The 21,340-nt window shown below is 52.5% G+C and carries 14 protein-coding genes; 3 read left to right on the forward strand and 11 right to left on the reverse strand.

Features of this window, described 5'->3' with window-relative positions; all coding sequences use genetic code 11:
* Positions 1-7 precede the first annotated feature (7 nt).
* Together HY913_20965 and HY913_20970 are read left to right on the forward strand one after the other, a co-directional pair.
* A complete protein-coding gene (locus HY913_20965; protein ID MBI4965762.1) occupies positions 8-874 on the forward strand; it encodes an SMP-30/gluconolactonase/LRE family protein in 867 nt (288 codons plus the stop codon).
* Positions 875-1,333: 459 nt separating this feature from the next.
* Complete coding sequence (locus HY913_20970; protein ID MBI4965763.1) at positions 1,334-1,858, forward strand: PAS domain-containing protein; 525 nt, start codon at positions 1,334-1,336, stop codon at positions 1,856-1,858.
* A gap of 22 nt (positions 1,859-1,880) precedes the next feature.
* Here HY913_20970 and HY913_20975 read toward each other — a convergent pair whose 3' ends face one another.
* The 7 genes from HY913_20975 to HY913_21005 form a co-directional block, all read right to left on the reverse strand.
* Entirely contained in the window at positions 1,881-3,125 is a 1,245-nt protein-coding gene (locus HY913_20975; GenBank protein ID MBI4965764.1) for a PQQ-binding-like beta-propeller repeat protein, read from the reverse strand.
* A 536-nt stretch (positions 3,126-3,661) separates the two neighbouring features.
* On the reverse strand, positions 3,662-4,843 hold the full coding sequence (locus tag HY913_20980) for a hypothetical protein (GenBank protein ID MBI4965765.1): 1,182 nt from the start codon (positions 4,841-4,843) through the stop codon (positions 3,662-3,664).
* 363 nt (positions 4,844-5,206) lie between these two features.
* Positions 5,207-6,259, reverse strand: coding sequence for a hypothetical protein (locus HY913_20985; protein ID MBI4965766.1), 1,053 nt, complete (start codon positions 6,257-6,259; stop codon positions 5,207-5,209).
* Between the two features lie 417 nt (positions 6,260-6,676).
* Positions 6,677-7,525: a metal ABC transporter permease gene (locus tag HY913_20990; protein ID MBI4965767.1), complete on the reverse strand. Its 849-nt coding sequence runs from the start codon at positions 7,523-7,525 to the stop codon at positions 6,677-6,679.
* Positions 7,510-8,274 carry an ABC transporter ATP-binding protein gene (locus tag HY913_20995; GenBank protein MBI4965768.1) on the reverse strand — a complete coding sequence of 255 codons (765 nt, stop codon included), beginning with the start codon at positions 8,272-8,274 and terminating at the stop codon, positions 7,510-7,512. The genes HY913_20990 and HY913_20995 overlap by 16 nt, the downstream gene beginning before the upstream one ends.
* A gap of 38 nt (positions 8,275-8,312) precedes the next feature.
* Positions 8,313-9,236, reverse strand: coding sequence for a zinc ABC transporter substrate-binding protein (locus tag HY913_21000; GenBank protein MBI4965769.1), 924 nt, complete (start codon positions 9,234-9,236; stop codon positions 8,313-8,315).
* 55 nt (positions 9,237-9,291) lie between these two features.
* On the reverse strand, positions 9,292-9,582 hold the full coding sequence (locus tag HY913_21005) for a CopG family transcriptional regulator (protein MBI4965770.1): 291 nt from the start codon (positions 9,580-9,582) through the stop codon (positions 9,292-9,294).
* A gap of 209 nt (positions 9,583-9,791) precedes the next feature.
* Between HY913_21005 and HY913_21010 the strand changes: the two genes are divergently transcribed.
* Entirely contained in the window at positions 9,792-11,228 is a 1,437-nt protein-coding gene (locus tag HY913_21010; GenBank protein ID MBI4965771.1) for a rubredoxin, read from the forward strand.
* A gap of 20 nt (positions 11,229-11,248) precedes the next feature.
* Here HY913_21010 and HY913_21015 read toward each other — a convergent pair whose 3' ends face one another.
* The 4 genes from HY913_21015 to HY913_21030 form a co-directional block, all read right to left on the reverse strand.
* Positions 11,249-13,807, reverse strand: coding sequence for a PAS domain S-box protein (locus HY913_21015; GenBank protein MBI4965772.1), 2,559 nt, complete (start codon positions 13,805-13,807; stop codon positions 11,249-11,251).
* 123 nt (positions 13,808-13,930) lie between these two features.
* On the reverse strand, positions 13,931-19,135 hold the full coding sequence (locus HY913_21020; GenBank protein MBI4965773.1) for a PAS domain S-box protein: 5,205 nt from the start codon (positions 19,133-19,135) through the stop codon (positions 13,931-13,933).
* Between the two features lie 744 nt (positions 19,136-19,879).
* Entirely contained in the window at positions 19,880-20,380 is a 501-nt protein-coding gene (locus HY913_21025) for a peptidylprolyl isomerase (GenBank protein ID MBI4965774.1), read from the reverse strand.
* Positions 20,381-20,457: 77 nt separating this feature from the next.
* On the reverse strand, positions 20,458-21,252 hold the full coding sequence (locus HY913_21030; GenBank protein ID MBI4965775.1) for a hypothetical protein: 795 nt from the start codon (positions 21,250-21,252) through the stop codon (positions 20,458-20,460).
* Between the last annotated feature and the right edge of the window lie 88 nt (positions 21,253-21,340).

Genomic DNA, 21,340 nt, shown 5'->3' on the forward strand with positions numbered 1-21,340 from the left:
AGGGAAGATGGATTCTGGATTTAAACGTATTGCGCCGCTAGACATGACGGTCGAAAGACTGGCAACAGGATTTCAATTTACGGAAGGACCTGTCTGGAATTCGAGGGGCGGATATCTACTGTTCAGCGACATTCCGGGAAACCGTATAAGAAAATGGACGCCGGGAGACGGAATTTCGGATTTTCGTTTCCCGAGCGGTAAATCGAATGGTCTGACCATTGATGGAGGAGGGCGCCTGATAGCCTGCGAGCATGCAAACAGGAGAGTGTCTCGAACGGAAGAGGACGGTACCTTAGTCACCATAGCTTCACATTACAAGGGCCAGAAGCTCAACAGCCCAAACGATGTGGTCGTAAAATCCGACGGAAGTATCTATTTCACAGATCCACCGTACGGTTTGAATCCGACATTCGGCACGTTCGAACCTCAAGAACTCCCGTTTTTTGGGGTCTATCGGCTGTCACCGAATGGAGACGAGCTTAGGCTTTTGGTGGATGATTCGGTGCCCAACGGGTTGGCGTTTTCTCCGGACGAATCCTTGCTCTACATCGCGGACACAGAGATGAATCATATTCGCGTGTTTGATGTTGGCGCCGATGGAGGGACATCAAATGGTCGCGTCTTTGCCGCGATCTCAGGAGATCCGCTGGCACCGGACGGGCTGAAGGTGGATTCAGAAGGCAATATTTATGTCACGGGCAAAGGAGGCATTTGGGTACTGAATCCTGAGGCAGAAAGGTTGGGAATTATCCCTGTCCCGGAACTTCCCGCGAATTTATCTTGGGGAGACCATGACTGGAGAACTTTGTACATCACGGCCAGATCTTCCCTTTACAGGGTTCGTTTGAATATACCCGGAGTGCCATTGCCTTAATTTGCTGTGGCAAGTGTCAAAAATAATGCCCGATTGCGCAAAGCGGTTCCGAGAAAGTAGTAGGTGCCGGCCTCCGTGCCGGCACATTTTGCCAATATAAATCAATCACGCCCCTGGCGTGACAGAGACCCCTGACCGCGATCCGGGGCAGGCTCTGGTCCCTACTGGTTTTCTAAGAGTTCGGGTTGTACAAACGGTCAAGAATTGTGGCAAGTGGTAAAACCCTTCATTAAGCCAGGGGAAACCGAGAGCGCCGATCAGGAAGCCCGGAGGGGACGGGCAACCGGCATAGAACTTCCGAGAGCCCCTATTTTCTCCATGAAACTGCACGACTACCTGAATTGTTGCAAGCAGCTTGACTTTGCCCTGGCCGCGCGTAATAATTTGGTTTTGTACAACGAACTTCAGGTGGTTTCACTCAAAAGATGCCCAGCGGTGTGAGCACGTCAGGAGTCGCGAATGGCAGGTTACAAATTCATTAGCGAGACCGTCGAGGATGATGAAGGAAGCGTCTTTCCCCTTTCCGCGACGGTCGGCCTTTCAGAAGCTACCGTAGATCTGGGCTCTTTGTTGGCCGACGATGTTTCGGCAACAGGAAGCTTCGATTTACGGAGGTTCAAAAGCAGTTCGATCGGCAAGCTACTGGAAGCCATACCCATCCCGGTATTTCTCGTGGACGAATCCCTTCGGATCGCGTTTGCCAATCGCGCATCCTCCAAACTCCTGCAAAGTCACCCTGATGGACCGGACAGACGCTTCTCAACATTGTTTCCGAATCCCCAGGACGGCGAGAACGGCGAGAGGCTAGTCGACACTGTTCTGAAACAGAGGATCCCTCTGGAAGTCGAAGGGTTCTTGGGGCAGGGGCCGGACCGCATGTTAGGCAGGATTCACCTGAGATCCATGAGAATCGAAGGCACGAGATACATCGGGATCTTTGTCGAAGATCTGAGGCCTCGCGGTCAAACCCTCAGCAGGGACTAACACTAGACGCGGCGGGCAGGCTTCACACATGCAAGCTACCTCGGAAAGCCCCTTCTTCAATCGCGTACAGGCACGCATCGTTGCTTCCGAAATAAATCACCCTGCCGACCACCTCGGGGGCCGCGAAGACCTGGTTTCCAGTTGAGTAACTCCACAGCTCACGGCCCTGGTCTGCGTCCACCGCGTACAGATTCTTGTCGGAACTCCCAAAATAGACCACACCCCGTGAAACTGCCACAGAGGACAAAAAGGACCTGCATTTGAAGTAGGTCCAAAGCAGCCTCCCCGATTCCACATCCACGGCATAGAGTGTGCCGTCGGACCCGCCGAAGAACACCTCATCCCGTTCCACTGCCGGACACGTGTAGATTGGCACGTCCGCGTTGTAGCGCCAAAGTAGCTTTCCCGAGCCGGCTTCCAGAGCATACAGGTAACCGTCCTGGCTACCGAAGAACAGTCTTCCGCCACTTACTCGGGGTGCAGAATGAATCGATCCATCGGTCGCGAACGACCAAACTAATTTCCCCGAATAGGCATCCAGGGCAAAAAGTTTTCCCTTGTGGCTCCCGCTGAAAACCGACGTCCCTGCGACGACAGGCGCGGACTCCACCCAACTGAACAGTGGGCCGCCAAGGCGAAACTTCCACCTCAAATGACCGTCAATAGCATCCACGGCGTAAAGGTGACCGTCAGTACTGCTGACATAAACGTTTCCTCCGACCGTCGCGGGAGCGCACCAGATTTCCTTTTTAGTCGGAAATTTCCAAACTTCTTGGCCCGTCCGTGCATCCACAGCGTACAGGCACTTGTCCCAACTCCCGACGTATACCCTTTCCGCATCGCATGCGGGGCTCGAGCGCACGACATCCCCAGTCCTGAACTTCCACCGAAGTTGGCCGGTGTCCCGACTCAGGCTGTATAGGTGTTTGTCCCAACTACCAAAAAAAACAGCGTCATACGAAACGACCGGTGACGAAAAAACCCACCCGCCGGTCCTGAATTTCCATTTCAAGGCCGGCAGTGCCTCCAGGCCTCTTTCCATCATCACCGCAAATAAGGGAGCCAGCTCTATCTTGTCGGTGACTTCGGTGAGTCTGCCATGAAGTTCCTCTTCAGCCATAAGATGGGCTTGTACTAATTTGTGAAAGAGAGCTACGAGACCGCGCGCGGACAGTCCATACTTCGCCATCAGCTGTACATCAGCCATACCACCGCGAATGTCCGCGGAAGCCTCGTTCGGATCAATCCGATGTCCGGTCTTGCTCATGGGGGTGATCCTTGATTAGGAATACCTGCTCCATACCCTTGCCTCGGCCCGGAAGCGTGGGCTTTTGGCTTACGGTGCTTCACCTTTTGGAAGGCCGGACGGTTCCGCCCTCTGCTCGTCGCCTTGGTGGTTAGGATCATCATCTTTTTTGTGCTTCGAAAAAGACGATGCGGAGCGCTTGCTCCGCATCGTCTTTTATTGCTTAGCTGTTGCCGGGCTGCCGGAGCGAGCGTCAGTAAAGTAGAGAGGTGGAATAATACCATCTCCAAAACTCAGAAATCTCGCCAAACCGCCAGAAACTAATCATGCGTGAAATTACTCCGCTATTTCATTGTAGAATACTGTAGCGAGTCTGCCGCGTCAACAGCTTTTTGAGCCGACCGCCTTTTTTGAGGGTGGTTTTCATACCCATTAGCGACCAAGAAGATGACATTTTTTGCAAGCCAGGAGGGACGCGGACGACAAGGAAGGGACAGACATGCGGAAGCCGACCCTGAAGTCATCACGGTCGGGAAATCGTGGATGCTTGGACATCATCAGAAAGTTAAGCTGAAATTTCCTCCTATTTGCCAGAAATTCTGAGTCGCTGTCACGTACTCCTGAGCGCCCTGGACATAGGCGGTAGTGGCAAGGAAGTTGTTAGCCATCGATTGATACTCGGTGTCAGAGCCACGCAACCTGATGTATGTGTATTTCCCTGCCAGGTCCAGCGCAACGTTTCCGAACAGTGAACAGCTAATCCCTCCGCGCAATTCAAGTCCAATCCTATCCCAGCCAACAATTTGAGTCGCCTGCCAGCCCCGAACAAAGAAAAAGCCGTCCTCATACGCTGCTCCCCAGTTGAATTCATACTTGCCAAACAAAAAGGGCGACGCCACAAAATCCAGGTACCCTAGTCCTCCCCAGGGTAAAAGAGGATTTCTCCAGCTCAAACCGACAAACGGCCCAGACCATTTGAAAAACTGAGCCATATTGAAAGAGGTGGTGCTGGGGATCGCATTTGTCCAGTTATTGCGCCACCCAACGTTCGGATCTAAGTACCGGGTCCCAAGGACTGGGTTTTCTGCGGAGTAAGGGTCCAGTGAACTCCTTATGGTGCTACACTTGTATTCCAGGAGGATATCCAGGCCCCAAAAGCCCGGAATCCGCCCAATTACGTCCCATGTCCATATTCGGTTTCTATTATCGAGATATATTATGCCCTCTTCATTGTTCGGCAATCGCAGGACACTGCCCACAGCGTAACGTGAATGCCAGCCAAACGGATGTTGGACCCCAGGGTCCGTCCATTGTCTGAACTGTGTGACGCGGCCTATGTTGGTTTCAAACCTGACTTTGATGAAATCGAATCCTCGAGCGGTCAGACTCCCGTCCAACGAAAGGAATGCGTCTCTAAGCGGGGTTTCTCGCACGTGAGAGAAATCGTCAAAATCGTGAAAACCCGGTATAGCTGCCACGAAATTGGGGCCGGCTTCAATGGTGTGAGATACTCTGAGCGTTCCGCCTCCTGCAAAGATTCCCAGGCTCGCTTTTCCCAGCCCCAGGCTGCTAAGCCAGGCTCCTTGCAAGAATGTGTTGAAGTCGATCGATGAGTTTGGCAACGCAGCGGACCCGGTACCAAATGCCGGGAACTCTTGTGCATAGGCCGATAGGGAAAGACACCAAGCCAAAGCCATCACGGCTATCACAGTACGCGCGTGCACACGTGTTCTGCCCATTTGCCCTCTCCATACCCCGAGCCAAAGGTGGTTGCCCCTCAAGCCCCCCACTGCACTCCAAGCGGGACAGGAGCCAGGAACCAACCAAGACTGTTACAACAACTGCTTAGAAGGCCACGATATGAGCTTTCGGCATGAAAGTCAAGGGAAAAAACCGCTTTCAGAGTAAGCTTTCGGTTACGAAGAAGAGCAGAGTCTCGACCTGCAATCTGCCGCGACTCAACATCGACTTGGGGGTCGTAAGGGCAGAGTACGCAGCATCGACAACGCGGGAGAACCATTCTCAGGACCGCATGACTTCCTTGCCGGCGATTGCAGTTGCCCGAGCATTTGTAACGCCACTTCGCTCCCTACCCGGCAACTTCAGATCTTTGGCGAGATTCGTCCCGATCCTCCTTGGAAAAGTATCGGGAACAACCATTCTGCTACGAATGCGTGCCCTAGGACGCTCAAATGCGATCCGTCACAGAATAGCATCATCTTTTCATTGAACTTCCTCATGCTGGGAAGAGGATCGACAAAGGCTATTCCTTTTTGTCGGCAGAAGTCTTTTACTCTCTGGTTAATGATATCGAATTTGTCAGTCAGCAACTGCACTTCATTCGGGATCAGCATTACGACCAGCGGAACATTTGCCTCCTTGGCCTGCGTGTGGATCTGCTCCACATCACTGAAACCATCAATGTCTTCGTCCGGCAGCCGGCGAAACATCTCAGCCTTTCTTTTGGCGTCCGCGTCATTAAGGGTATCAACAAAATGTCTGCGTCTCAGGTCATGGAGTAACTGGTACGAAAGCATGTGTACGGCCTGACGACCTCGGCGTAATAACGCGACGCGCGACATCACCTGTTCGTTCAATACAAAGAGGCGCTGCCGCAGCACTTGCATGCGCGAGGGCACGGATACGACGCGAGGTTGAAAGTCGTTCATGTAAAGTTGAAGCACAATTAGTTCGGGTTGAAATTTCAGACCCGTTCTTTTTAGGGCTTGCAGCTCCTGTTTGGGAGCGTATGCAAATATCGCTAAATTGATTGATTTGATTGGGGCCCTTTGGGGGAACTTGTTGTTGTGCATTTCTTCAAGAAGGATAGGAAATGTGAAAGCGTGATCGACATACAATCCGAACGTGACGGAGTCACCGAGAAAGACAACCTTTTTTTCAGGCGTCTGTACTCCGATTTCCCTTTCTCGAAAGCCGTCGCTGTTTATTGAATAGACAGTGTTTCCGTACCGCTCGGGCTGTACTACTTTGGCTCCGGGACGACCGTAAAAGAAGTCCCCGTCAGTCACAACAAAGTGGTGGAGCGACCCAACTTCACCATCCAGTAAGCCTCGTTCCAGGAGTCTAATGGACAGCTCCAGAGCAATAATTATGAGCGGTAGAATCCAAATGAGGCTTTTCGGAATTCTCGGCATGGAATGGTACTTTGGATTATAGCGATGGGACCTCTGAACTTTATCATGAACATCTCAAAAACACCATTTACAACAAGGACAAAAGGTAAGCATTCAGTCTTGCGGGGGTAGAAGGGATTCTGAGCCCTGAAGGGGCGTACCAATGGTAGCCACGGGTGTAACCCGTGGACCGGAAGCACTCCCACAGCCCTGGATCACCGGCCCTGAAGGGGTCGCCCAATCCCGAAGTCCAACTTCACATTTATGGTCGACCCCTCCAGGGCCGGTGATCCAAATGATTGTGTGGACCATTCTCCACGGGCTCACGCCCGTGGCTACTTTTGGGCTGCCCCTTCGGGGCATGGGAGGCGCTCCCGCACATAACTGAATGATTACGAAAAAAGTAATTCTTCAGTTACGCGGAGAACTGGGCACAACCTACAATCTGCCGCGACTCAAAGCCAACTTGAAGGTCGTGGCGGCAAGGTACGCCGCGCCGGCAATGATGATGGTCGTGGCACCGGCCGGATAGTCGGGGCCATAGCTCAGCGCCAAACCGGATGTCGTGAACAAGACACATAGAACGCTGGAAATGACCATCATACGCCACAAAGTCCTGGAAAATAAAGCTGCAATCCCTATCGGCAGCGTCAATAGAGCTATAACCATCACAATGCCGACCACGGTGGCAAGAACCACCACGGTAAGAGCAGCCAAACAGAGCAACAAAAGATAGAAGAATTCGACCCTCAGACCTCGCAGCCGCGCAAATTCATCATCAAAACAGACCGCCAGAAATTGGTTGTAAAACAGCAGCCCCATGACCACTACGATTGTGTCGAGCACGGCCAACATCCACAAGTCGCTGCTTGACACCATCAGGATGTTGCCAAACAGATATCCCATAAGATCTTCGTTATAGCCGGGCGTCCGGGATATAAAGATTATCCCTACCGCCATTCCCACCGCCCAAAGAGCGCTGATGACAGTATCTTCCCGCTGTTTCGCCCAAAGGCTTACAAGGCCGATAATTATGGCCGCGATTATTGCCGAGATTACGGCTCCATATATCGGCATGGCTCCATGCCATTGATACATCTTCTGAAGATATAAAGCCGCGCCCATTCCGCCTAGTACCGCGTGGGCGATCCCGTCGGCGATATAAGAAATCCTCCGGACTACCACGTAGGTCCCGATAATACCGCAGGCCACGCTCGCGAGAATTCCCGTCAACAGCGCGTGTTGGAGAAAGGGATATTGTGGTAAGTCAGTTAGGAATTGATGCAACTGTCGACTCCCTCACCGTTGTGTCTCACCATCCTCATCGGGGAGCCATAAATGTCGTTGATGATCTCGCCCGTAATTTCACTGGTAGGATGCATCAGGACCTTGCGCTTAACGCAGATCACACTCTTGACCACTCTCGAGACAAATCCTAGGTCATGAGAAACCATAACTACTGTGAGCCTTTGGTTCAAGGTCCGCAGCAATTCGTACAGGTCACCTTCCATAACCATGTCCAGGCTGGCAGCAGGCTCATCCAAGAGCAGGAGGTCCGGCTCACAGGCCAAAGCGCGGGCTATGAGCAGCCTTTGGCGCTGGCCGCCGGAAATTGATGAAAAGGACTGCTTACGCATACCATACAGCCCCACTTGATCGAGCGCCCCACTGACTATCTGTTTGTCTTTTCTCGAATAAGGTCCGTATCTTCTCTCATGTCCAAGTCGTCCCATCAGGGCCACATCCATAACTGTTGCGGGAAACTGCGAATCCAATTGTGAATGCTGGGGCATATATCCAATTCGCGGCCTTGCCAGCCCAGGGGCTACCCCAAACACACGGACCTCGCCCCGCGTTGGGCGGAGCAATCCCAAAATAAGCTTCAGCAAGGTGGTTTTACCTCCGCCGTTGGGTCCGACCACTGAAACAAAATCACCTTGTGGAATGGAAAGATTAACGTCTTCCAACACAGCATGGCTGTCATAGGAAAACCACAACCCTTTTATGGAAATCGCGGACGCGTCATTTTCGCTCATTGCCTCTACCTCTCGTTGTGGATGCGCCCATTAGCCGGTCACTTTTTCTGCCCTTTAAGTGCCGAGTCCAGCTTAGCCGCCATATCCTGCAAATTCTTCAAATAGTCCGGGGCCAGGTCGTCCAGGGGGACCACTGCCCCGCCGATGGCGTTAGCTAAAACCGCTGCACCTTTCCTCGAGAATTGGGGCTGCACGAAGACGACTCTCACCTCGGCCTTTTTGGCCAGCTCTATCAATCTTGCGAGTTGTCTGGCCGTGGGTTCCTTACCCCCCAATTGCACTGCAATCTGCTTCAACCCATACGCGTCCCCGAAATACCCGTATGCCGGGTGAAAAACAAAAAAACTCTTGCCTTTCACGGGCGCCAGGGCTGTTGTCAGTTGGTCGTGAACCGCATCCAAATCAGTCTGAAAGTCTTTCAAATTCTTCTCATACTGCGCCTGGTTGCTCGGGTCGATTCGGATCAGTGTGTCCGCTATGGTTCGAGCCTGGATCTTGGCGAGTTGCGGATCAAGCCAGGTATGCTGGTCCATTTCACCTGCTTCGTGGGAGTGCTCATCCTTTTTGTCGGCATCCCCATGGCCGTGCTCCTCTTCCTCAGTCATGCCCCTCAGTTCTATCCCTTGCTGCAAGTCAACCACTTGAACGTTTTTGAATGTCGATCCCACTTTTTTGATTAGCGTTTTCTCAAAGGGAAATCCCATTTTGAAAAGCACTCGCGCTTGGGCCAATTTGGCCATGAGTTTCGGGGTGGGCTCAAAAGTGTGAGGGTCCTGCCCGGGGCCGACCAATACACTCACTTCCACATTCGGGCCGCCGATCCGTTCCACAAAATAAGCTGTAGGCAAAATACTTGTGAAAACGTTTATCTTACCCGCAGGTTTATCCTGGGCATTGGCAGTCAGAGCAAGGCACGTGACAAACAGCAACGACCACATTGTTGCGGCCAGGCGATAACGCATGGAAAATTACCTCCGAGGGTGCAAAATTGACTGCCCCTCCTCTACTGCAGCCGGTCTAATCAGACCCGTGAACATGTGCGGATTCTTGCGGGTTGCGATCACACACCATATGAATCGCGTTGCAGGTTTCGCATTCCTCAAAATGATGCTCGTTCGCGAATAGGTCCCAGTGCGGCCGCTGGTGGGGCATTATCACTCCTGTCCCTTTGCAAAGAGGACAGATGCTGTCGAGAGCCGCAACCACTGCGGCCCGGATAAACTCGGACCTGTTGGGAATACCTTTCATAGCATCCCTGAGAGACTCAGGAACCTTGAATGTGATGATGTCCAGCTTTTCTTTTTTCATCGGCGCTTTTCCCTCAAGACAGTGGAAGTTTTCGAGTCATGTATTATTACTCCGTAACACCGTTGTCAAGGTGTGTCGCTTCGCGAGGCGCCCTGAACCCCACGACGGGTTAAGACCCAGGCCGATGTTACAATGTCCCGAGGCTGCTTGCACAAGCGTTCTCCCTCGTTTAAAATTAATTACGAAATGCAATCACTGAGAGAGGTTACATGACGAAGTGGAAATGCAGCACCTGCGGATGGATTTACGATCCTGCGAAGGGCGATCCGGAGAACGGAATTACTCCCGGAACACCGTTCGATGATCTGCCGGATTCGTGGGTCTGCCCCATTTGTGGGTCTGGCAAAGAAGTCTTTGAATTGGAAGGCTCCGAGTTGGGAGGGGGTCCCGATGGCGACAAGTTCATCATGGATGACCGAGCCCAACGACTCCTTACCGTTGGCAAAACCATGTACAAGGAACGGTTTGAAAACGTATTCCGGGTGGCCCAGAAGCTGACATCTTCCATGAATATCGGCGAAGTGCTGGAAATGATAAGGGACGAAGCAAGAACAACCCTCCCTCAATTGCACGAAGTTTGCCTTCTCGTAATAGACCCGGAAGCCCAGCATTACACCCGCCCCCTTCATTGCGCGGTGGAAAAGCAGAGAATCAATTGCCAGCTTTGCAAAAGGGGCAGAGGAACGATAAACAGTGCATTAGGCCAGAATTCCGCGGCTGTGTGCTTTCTCCCGGGCGAGAGTGGAGGCCATCCGGCAGTGGATGGATTGCCGCCGGCAAATTTCTCCGAAATCGTGTTCCCGATTTGTGAAGGCGACAGACCGCTGGCCGTCCTGGATGCAATAGCAAGGCCCGGCAGTGAGGGTCTGAGCCAAAAAGACTTCATGCTGCTGAAAGACCTGGTCGAACTCGCCAGTAACGTGATCAAGAACGCGCGCAACCACTGGAGAATGTCCCAGGAAAAGCTTACCGTGGACAGAATTCTTGAGCATCTGCGGCCGTTTGTTCCTTCCACGGTTCAAAGGATCGTGGAAAAAGACCCTTCCGCGCCCGATTTGGAGAAAAAGGACATAGACGTCACGGTCCTGTTTTTGGATGTGGCGGGTTATACTCGGATCAGCGAGACTCAGAGCAGAGATAAGGTGACTTTCATTATTGAGAAGTATTTCTCCAGTTTTTTCGATATCATAAGCGATGATGGGGGAGACGTAAACGAGACGGCCGGTGACGGCCTCATGGTCATATTTCAGGGCCGGCCGAAACAGACAGCGTTGAGCGCGGTCAAAGCAGCCCTGGAGATTAGAGGTAAGACGCTCGAGATTAACGATGAGTTGAAGGACCGCTTCGCGCCGGTGGAAGTAAATATGGGTATCAACTCGGGGATCGCTGCGGTGGGAATGAACCGATTCGCGGGGAGTTCAGGGACCCGAATGACCTTTACAGCTAGCGGACCGGTGACGAATGTTGCGGCACGGATAGCATCCGCGGCAAAGCACGGGGATATTCTGGTTGGTCCGGAGACGGCTTCAAGAGTGCGTGAAGATACCAAGCTGTTTGACAGGGGATTGATGAATTTCAAGAACGTGCAAGCGCCGGTCCAGGTCTTCAGCCTAGTCCGCGATAGCGAGAATGTGGACACAAGATAAATAGGAGATTGAGGACACTATCACCTGTCATCCAACACCGCTCGAACCGCCTGAAGCATCTGTTTCACATTGTAAGGCTTGCCGACGAACCCCCTGGCCCCAAGGTCGACAGCTTCAGTCCTTAAGTCCCCAGCAGTATAGCCACTGGCTATCAGGACTTTTACAGAAGGGTCAATCTTGAGCATCTCAGCGAGACACTGCTTGCCGCCCAGTCCCGGCATCACAAGGTCCAGAATGACTAAACCGATTTCAGATTGATTTCTCGTGAAGACCTCAAGGGCTTCCGCTCCATTTTCCGCCATCAACACCTTGTAGCCTGATCTGGTCAGGATTCGCTCTCCAAGCTCTCTCACAAGATCTTCGTCGTCCACCAGCAGGATTGTCTCAGTGCCCTGTTCCGGGGCTTTTCCTGAATCCGACAGACCGGAAGAAGGGCCGTCGACAAGCCTCGGCAGGTAGATGTTGAAAGTGGTCCCCTTGCCGGGTTCGCTTACACATTCGATGCAACCGCCATGACGCTCGACAATTCCGTACACGACGGGAAGTCCTAGACCGGTTCCCTTACGTGAATCCCAACCTTTGGTGGTAAAGAAAGGATCGAAAATCCGTTCCTGCGTCTGTTTATCCATTCCCGCGCCCGTGTCCGAAACACTCAACATTACATAGTCGCCTGGTGTAACCCCGGGATGAGGGGCGGAGGACACCCCATCGAACGCCTTGCTTGCGGTCTCAATAGTGAGTTTTCCACCTTCGGGCATGGCTTCATTAGCATTGATAGCGAGATTCATCACCATCTGGTCCATTTGTGCGGGGTCTGCATTGACCGGCGCCAACCCCTCGCCCAGGCGCAGTTCAATTTGGACCATTTTGGGCAGTGTTCGAGACAATAACCTTTCGAGATTTCGCACTTGACGGTTGAGATCCAGTGGGACGGAGTTTGTCTCCGCGTTTCTGCCGAACGTCATTAGCCTCTGGACCAATTCTGCCCCACTGCGTCCCGTTTGAAGTATCTTCTGGAGGTCGGCATAAGCCGGGTCGTTTTCATCCCTGTCCATAAGGAGCATTTCCGAATATCCGAGGATGACGGTCAGCATGTTGTTGAAATCGTGTGCAATGCCGCCGGTCAAAGTGCCGATGGCCTCTACTTTTTGCGCCTGGAGAAGCTGAGACCTCAGCCTTTCTCTCTCTTCTTCAGCGAGCTTGCGTTCGCTTATGTCCCGGACAACGGCAAGCAGGCGATCTTGTCCGCCTATGACGGCCCGTTTGAGGTTGACTTCAACCCAAAACAATCTCCCATCCTTGTCCTTGGCATGCCAGTCAAATAGCTGAGGTTGCCCCTGCGCTGCCAGCCTGGTCCATTTAACGGCATCTTCCTGGGAATACAGCGGTTCGCCTGAACTCAGCTGTTCGATCGTGAGGCGGAGAGCCTCTTCTATGGGGTAACCGTACATTTCACACATTTTCCGGTTAACATCCAATATTTCCCCGGTCGCCATGTCATGCACAAAAATGGCCTCATTCATTGAATCGAAAACCGCCCGGAAATTGGCTTCAGACTTGCGTAGGGCCTCTTCAGCCAATTTTCGGTCCGTAATGTCCAGAGAATATTCAATAATCCTAACAACTCGTCCTTGGGCGTCAAAAATCGGGTGTCCGTGGATTTCAGCGCATCTTGGTCTACCTTTTCGATCTTGATACGCGAATTCGAGTACCACCGGACCGCCCGTTTTCTTTACACGCTCGACCGCACACGGATGCTCCAGCCCGTCGCATGGGCTATCTCTGTGCTGGAGGACCGAGTAGCAGGTCGGCTTGTCGTCCAGCGAAGGTATCTTGGTAGCCCTATTTGCCAGCTCAATCGTATAGTCGTCGGCATTTATGACGTAGAAAGGGTGGCTCAACGATTCCACCACGGTGTTCAAAAACTCTTTTTGATTTCTGATTTCTTCTTCCGCTCGTTTGCGATTAGTGATGTCCTGACTCGTTCCGAGCATTCGTACCGGCTGTCCGTTTGGATCGCGTTCGACGACTTTTCCGCGTGCCGCGATCCATGCCCAATCACCGGATTTGGTTTGAAGTCTATATTCGGCCTCATAGGTTGGGCGCGCGCCGTCCAGATGGTCATTCAATCCCTTGCGGACATTAGGCCAATCGTCAGGGTGAATCATTCTTTTCCAAGTCCTGACATCGGCCCCAAAGTCATGGGGTGAGTAGCCCAACATGTCGAAGGAACGGGAACTCCAAATGGCCTTTCCGGTGGTCAAGTCCCAGTCCCAGAAGCTCAGCTCCGCCGCTTCAAGGGCGAGGCCCAGCCTCTCTTCGCTATCGCGCAATGCCGCTTCTGTTTCCCGGCGAGCCGAGATTTCTTTTTCCAATTCTTCTATTGTGGATTCAAGGTCAATTGTTCGATTCCGGACTCGGCCTTCGGGTTCGCCTGTGGGACTTCTCATGGCCTGCTTGTCCTGCTTCCCCTCCACGTGCTCCATCTTTGTCAATGACGCCTGCAACTCGGCTATTCGTTGCCGCATTTCACTCAGTTCGGTAATGAGTTGCTCTTTGGTCTTTGAATGCTCGTTCATCGAGGGCTCCTGCGGACAAACGATTGCAAGTTATGGCGGAAAAAATTCTATCGTCAGACTCGGATCCGGGCGGATGTTACCACGCTCGAAACCGCGCCAACAAGCAAAGAACTCAGGAGGATTTCAGCCTTCGTCGAGCACTTTGCGAACGGTCCGGAGCAGATCCGTTATGTTATAAGGCTTGCCGACAAAACCACGGGCTACAGGTTCTATGCCCCCTTCGGCCGGACCGTCGGCGGAATAGCCACTGGCTATAAGGACCTTTACATGGGGGTCGATCTTCAGGAGTCCGTCGAGGCACTGCTTGCCGCCCATTTCAGGCATGATAAGATCCAGAATTACCAGTGCGATTTTCGCGCTTTCCTTTTCATATAGGCTTAACGCCTCTTTCCCGTTGACCGCGGTGAGTACGGTGTATCCGGATCGCTCCAGGATCCTTTTCCCCAGATCTCTTATTATTTCTTCGTCATCTACCAGCAAAACGGTCTCGGCGCCTCCTGGAACAGCCTGCCTGTCGGACGGGTTCTCCAATTCCGCTTCGCTGGGGATGACCGGCAGGTAGATTTTGAATGTGGTCCCTTGACCAAGCTCGCTTTCACAAGAGATGTGACCGCCATGTTGTTTAACGATTCCATAGACCATGGCCAGCCCCAGGCCTGTTCCTCTGCCTAATTCTTTGGTGGTGTAGAACGGCTCGAAAATGTGGTTCAGGGTTCGCGTGTCCATGCCGCTGCCTGTATCCGAGACGGAAAGCAGCACGTAATCACCCGGCTTCTCCCCGAGGTGCAGCCTGGAGTGCCCTTCATCCAGAGTAACTTGCTGTGTTGCAATGGTCAGCTTACCGCCATCCGGCATGGCATCTCTGGCATTTACCGCGAGGTTCATAAGAATTTGCTCCAACTGCGTGGCATCCGCGTGAACAGCGAGTATCTTGTCGGACAAGGCCAGTTCAACCTCTATCATTTTAGGAATGGTTCGTGTCAGCAGCTTTCTGACCTGTTTTATTTCGTGGTTGAGGTTAAGGGGACGGGGGTTGATTTCGGTCTTGCGACTAAATGCGAGCATCCTTTGAACCAGTTCGGCTCCGTTCCGGGCTGCCTGGTTTATTTTCTGAATGTCGGCATAATAAGGGTCGCGTCCATCCTTGCCAATAAGAAGCAGCTCGGAAAACCCCAAGATTACGGTTAGGAGGTTATTAAAGTCGTGCGCTATGCCTCCGGCCAACGTTCCGATCGCCTCCATTTTTTGTGCCTGAAGAAGCTGGGCTCTCAAAGACTCCTTTTCCTGTTCCGCAAGCTTACGTTCCGTAAGGTCCTCGACAAGCTCTATAAATCCCGTTGCCTCACCATCCTGCCCAAGAACCGGAAATGCACTGATCCGCACACTGACGCGGGTCCCGTCCTCCTTTACGACTTCCCTTTCGGACTCTGCCGGCTCGCCTGTGCTCATTGCCCGAACCCCTGGACAATGCGAGCAGACCGCGTCACGCTTTTCAAATGTCCGAAAGCATTTCTTGCCCCTGAACTCGTCCGCGGGTTTGCCTATCCCTCTGGCAATTGTAGCGTTCGACATGATTATATTGTGGTTCGCATCTATTAAAGAGATGCCGACGCCAACGTTATCCACGAGAATTCGATAGAGGTCTTCACTCTCTTGCAAGGAATTCATCAGGCGCTCTCGCTCCGCAATAGTTCGCGCCAATTTTATATTGCTGTAACCGAGCGTGGACAGTATGTCGGCCAACTTGGTGTAAAAAGTCATCACCGCCTCTACCGTTGCCCGGCTCCATCGAGGCGCTTTTTCAAGGGCTGCCAGGTACTGTTCCTCGTCGAATCCGTATCGGCGGGCCTGAGACCGGAAGGCTTCGTAATCAGGCTCCTCGTCATCAAAGAGAAACTGTCCTGTAAAAATATTGCCAAGATGCTTCCCTCCGACCAAGATGGGTGTAGCGACATCCCACATGTTGTTCTTGCACCGGTACAATTTGAAACCGCCCTGTTCAACTCCACCGGATAGCATCGTGTCACTTTCTATGCAGTGTTCACGGGTCTCAGGATGCCGCCGGTGAAACTTTGTGCAGATTTCCTGCCAGCCTGTGGCGACCAGGACCCTGCCCTCCAGGTCGATTATCCCCACCGGGATTTTTGTCAGAGTGAAAAAGTAGTCCATGAGGGCCTGGACTCTTGGCGTATCAATGACATCCGCAAGTTCCAGTGTAGAGATATCGCCCTCGGGCAAAAGGATGGAATCGAGTTTCATTCGGACACGGGCTTCACTTTCGCGCAGAGCGTCCTCGGCACGTCTCCGGTCGGTAATATCCACCATAACGCCGATTATGCCGGCCAGGCCGCCGTCGATAGCAAAAAAGGGCGCTTTGCGATTCATAAAGAACCGTTCAACACCGTCGGCCGCCATGAAATTAAAGTCATACGATTGGACATGGGGATGGTCGATTATTTCCCGATCTCTTGCACTCCATATATCCGCCACGTCCCTTGAAATAACTTCGTAAACAGACCTCCCCACCACTTGTTCCTTGGACAGGCCTACCACGGCAGCGAATGCCTCATTACACCCTAAATATTTGCCCTCCGCGTCTTTGTAGAAAACCGGGTTGGGAATGGAATCGATCAAGGCTTGCTGGAAATCCGAAAGATGTCTCAGTGAGTCCTCGGCCTCTTTGCGCTCGGTGATGTCCTGAGAAATTCCCAGCAGATAGGAAGCTTGTCCGTCTTTGGCATAGACGGGCACTTTCCTCGTGTGAAGGACCCTTGTGCCCAGAGTCTTGGTGAGGACCGGTTCCTCCGGTATATCAAGGGTTTCGCCTGATACGAAGCTTTCGCTGTCTTTCTTCCAAAAGAAATCCGCCTGTTCCCTGGGAAAGAAGTCATAGTCGGTCTTGCCGATAACCTGCTCCTTGGCAAATCCGAAAAGCGTCTCGCTGGCCTTATTCCACAAAATGAACTGCCCACTTTGGGCAGATTTTGCGAAGACAGGGACGGGGAGATTGTCCACTACCGTATTCAGGAATTCTTCGGCTCGCTTGACCTGTTCTTCGGCCAGCTTGCGATTCGTGATGTTGTCAAATACTGCAACAAAGTGTTCTCTTTCCGACCTGTAGACAGAGATGGAAAACCAAATCCCCAGGACATCCACGTAGGTCTCGAATTTCTCGGGTTTGCCTGTCAAGGCCACCCTGCCATAGATTTCAAACACTTCAGGATTGGATTCCCTTATTCCTGGTATTACGTCGGTCACTTTCTTGCCGATGACATTGTTCAAACCTGTCAATCTCTCGAATGAGTCGTTGACATCGAGGTACACAAAATCTTGCGCCTTGCCGTCTTCGTAAAACATCCTGCAATAGGCGTAACCTTCAAGCATATTTTCGAATAGCGAGCGATATCGCTCTTCGCTTTTCCGCAAGGCTTCCTCCGCCCTCTTGCGTTCCGTTAGATCGACCGCAACCCCTCTGAAACCCACTACTGTCCCGTTCCTTTCAATGGGGTTTGAATAAGAGATCACTGGGAAGAAATCATTGTCGCGGGTTTTAATAAGGTATTCTCGTCCGATGATCTTTTCGCCGCCCAGTATTTTAACGAGGTCTTGCGCGGCTCCCTCCGAGTCTTCCGGAGCTATGATTTCCAGCAAGTGAGTTCCCTTGCGAATGTCTTCCCATGTATAACCGGTTGTCTCCAACGCCGCCTGATTGGCAAAAGTAAAAAACCCTTCTTGGTTGGCCTCATAGACGAACTGCGGCAACATGTCAGCCAGGTCTCTGAAACGCTTTTCGCTTTCTCTTAATTCCTCTTCGGCTCTCTTCCGTTCCGTAATATCTACGGCGAGGTGGAATTTCGCATCACGTCCGTCAATCCACTTAATAATTCTGTCCGTCGCTATGAAATCCCTGTTCGTCGTGGGATTGTGATAGTCCCATTGATACGGTTCGCCCCGCAGCCTGATGACTGTCCCCTTTGGGCAATGAGCACAGGGCTTTTCTAACCCGTGTATTTCCTTGTAGCAACTCCCCCCGAGCAGCTCTCTTCCATACAGGTTCTTGGCAGCTTTATTTGCATAGAGGATTTTATAAGTGTTGACGTCTATTACTTGGATAACCTCGTTTATGCTCTCGAAAAGTAAGAGAAGCTGTTCTCGCTCGGTCCTCAGGGCCTCCTCCACTTGCTTGCGCTGGGAAAACTCGAGGAGAAGCTTCTCGTTGGCCTCTTTCAGATCTGCCGTGCGCTCTTCAACACGCTTCTCAAGTTCGTCTCTGGCATTACTCAGGGCCAGTTCATACTCTTTCCGTTTTGTGACGTCGCGGCCCACGGCATAGATCAAGCCTTCTTGAGGAATTGGGAACATATTCCAAGAAACCCAGCGATACGAACCATCCTTGTGCCGACAACGATTTCGGAACTCATATAAAGGTTGGCCGGACTCCAGTTGCCCTCCCGTTGCCACGGTCGCCTCGCGGTCTTCGGGCTGGACCAGTTCGATCCCCGGCATGGTAAGGAGTTCTTCTTTCGTCCACCCCAACGTCTTGGTGAACGCGGGGTTGACTTGTTTGAAGAACCCGTCGAATCCGGCAATGCACAACATATCTATCGATAGGTTGAACAGGCGATCCCGTTCCCGTTCCACCTTTGTGCGATCAAGCACAATACCGATGCTCACACCGACCCCTTCGAAGAAACTGATCATTTCCGGAGTAAAGCAGTTCTTGCGGGAATCGTTGAGTTGCAGCAGGCCGATGATTTCAGGACCCGATCGCAACGGTATGAGCGCGACCGATTCGTAGCCTTCTCCGTTACATTGGTTTCTCGTTCGGGTCTGACGTTCTTTTTCCGTGGTGGTGGCGAGAAGTTCCGTCGTGCAGTTGGACCAGAAACTGCCTCCCTGCGTGAAAAAGGGCAGAGAAGGGTCGGTCCGCCCGCGTAATATGTTCCCGCACATGCATTCCAGCAGAGGATTCCCGGTGGAATCTCGGATAATCTCACCTGCCTCGTTTCGACTGCACAGAGAGCTTTCTGCTTCAACAAAGTAGCCGGGGAACCCAATGGTTTCGAAATATGGGAAATCCTCACCGTCGCGCAGGCGAATCCCGACGGCTTCAAATCCGGTGAACTCCTTGACCATGCCCAGGATTTCCCGCATCGCGTCCGAAGCCTCAGTTTGCCGGTTTAGAAGCTCCAAGATGCGAACGGCCAATATTTGGCTTTCCTGGGCCCATCGGAGGTTCCTTTTCAGCACCTCCAGCTCGTGGTTCGGCGGGTTGGAGCCGGCCGGTTCGCTTAAGTTGTCTTTGGGTGTTTGATCGTCGTTTCTCATGAATAGGCCTCGATTGCAGGACGCTTAGATGATTGGCCGGGGTTCCCTAGAACGGGACAATGCCATACGGGGATGGGGTTAGAAGACTGACGTGGCTGTGAAAGATGAGAGAAAACCATGGACAAAGCCAGTTGTAGTCAACCCACAGAGCCAGCCTCCTTTTGGCAGAAACTCCTTGCAAATTCTTGCACATAGTTTGCCATGTCGGGCGGTTTTTTTCAAGCCTCGTACCCGTGGGCAGCTCCGGCAGAAGAAAAGAGAGCGGGCATGCGAATCGCGGAACTCTTTCGCGCTGTTTAGGAGCGGAGAGAGACAGCAAAGGGAGAATTAGGCCAGACGGAGGCATAGGCTGACGAGATGGAACTAGGCAGCCGGATGGGCCCGGACGTTCGGTGGGACAGGCTTCCAGCCTGTCTATTTGGATGACCGGCAAGATGCCGGTCCCACCAGCGGGTCGCGAAGCGACAGGAGGTGATTTCCAGCCTGCGAGTAGCCCCGGCAGTCTTTGGACAGGGTAGTGTCCTCGCAACAGCCCCTCTTGTGCCTACGGCACCCGGAGGCAGTAGCCTCCGGGCCACCCGGCGTAGCACCATTTCTCCGCGCCGATGAATTCTGAGACAATCTCATCTTGCCGGTCCTACTCGTACCTGACCGGTTACCACCAAATTCGGCCGAAAAAAGGAAAGGCCAGGTTGTACCCTGACCTAACTTCTTGATTGTGCTATGGTCGGCAGGCGAATAAAGTCATTTGGCGTCTAATACTTTGTTCCACTTCTCCAGATATTTTTCCGCTTTCTTGAACAATTCCGTGGTATCGCCCTCGATGACTATCTCTTGGATCACGTCATTTTGTTCGATGCTGTTGACCACATCCTGATCCTGAGACCCCAGCACTTCCCCGAAGATGGAGTGTTTTCTGTCGAGCCAGGGCGTTGGAACGTGAGTAATAAAGAACTGGCTGCCATTGGTGCCGGGGCCGGCATTCGCCATGGACAGAATTCCGGGTTTGTCGTGTTTCAATTCCGGAACAAACTCATCCTCAAACTTGTAACCCGGTCCGCCGGTTCCTGTTCCGAATGGACAGCCCCCTTGAATCATGAAATTCTCGATCACTCGATGGAATTTCAGACCGTTGTAGAAGCCCCTCTGAGCCAGATTCACGAAGTTGGCCACCGTAATGGGGGTTAGGTCGGCAAAAAGCCTCAAAGATATGTTTCCCTTGTTGGTCTTCATCGTTGCATTCATTTGCACCTCCTTTAGCCTATCCTACTACAGAAATGTGGTTGCGGCACCGGAATTCCGATCCTTCGCGGTCCGACACCTCAAAACGCCTCTTTGGCAACTAAATCTCCGCGGCTGCCATCCTCTTTGCACCTGTATTCTATTCTTGTCGCACGGATCCCTTCTGCCTGGGCGCTCAGTTCCAGCTCGGTCTCCGTTTCGCTCCCATGATCTCCGCAGACCCAGTCAACGACCTTGATGGGGCCTCTTGCTTTAAGCAGAGCTTCCCAGTGCGAGGCTTGCAAGACCAAAGGTTTCTCAGGGTTTTCGACTGAACCAAACACGTGCAAGCGATCTTTTCCGCGAGAAACCCCGACGGCCACACTCATGATCTTTCCGCAGGGCAATGTTCCCACCTGCAATAAGAACTCGGTGGGCCGGCCGTCGTGGTTGTAGTCTCCGAAACGCATTACTGTAGCAAACGGACGAGCACGCACGCGTGAAGCCAAGGCACCGGCATCGTTCTCGTCAACATCTTTGGCGTCAACGTCCCAACGGCGCAGGAAAGCTTCCCCCGCCTTTCCGGGAAGATCAAAATCTCCATCAAAGAGCCGGGTGAGTGCCAAACGCTCTTCTTCATATCCCGGCCTGTTCCTGACGAGCACCAAATTGCCTCGCTCTCCAAACGCAAAACCGTTGCAGGGACAAGTCATCCATTCCGGCTGATCAGGGGAACACGCAGGGCTCGGAGTGCTCAGCCACTCGAGACGCCAGAGTTCCTCAACACCATCTATGGTAACTTTGCGTTCCTCGCGAATTACGGAAGCAGGATTCCCGGCAAAGGCAGACGTTCCCGCCAGGAGTAAAACAAAACATATTATGTACTTGAGAGCCATCCGATTAGTCTCCATTCTGGTTCCATAGCTTGATTTTGCAGTCGCCCCCAAAAAACCGATAATCTTCTGTTGCGTAATATAAATCGCC

Origin of the sequence: Desulfomonile tiedjei (assembly GCA_016212925.1) — a bacterium.
Taxonomy (GTDB): domain Bacteria; phylum Desulfobacterota; class Desulfomonilia; order Desulfomonilales; family Desulfomonilaceae; genus JACRDF01.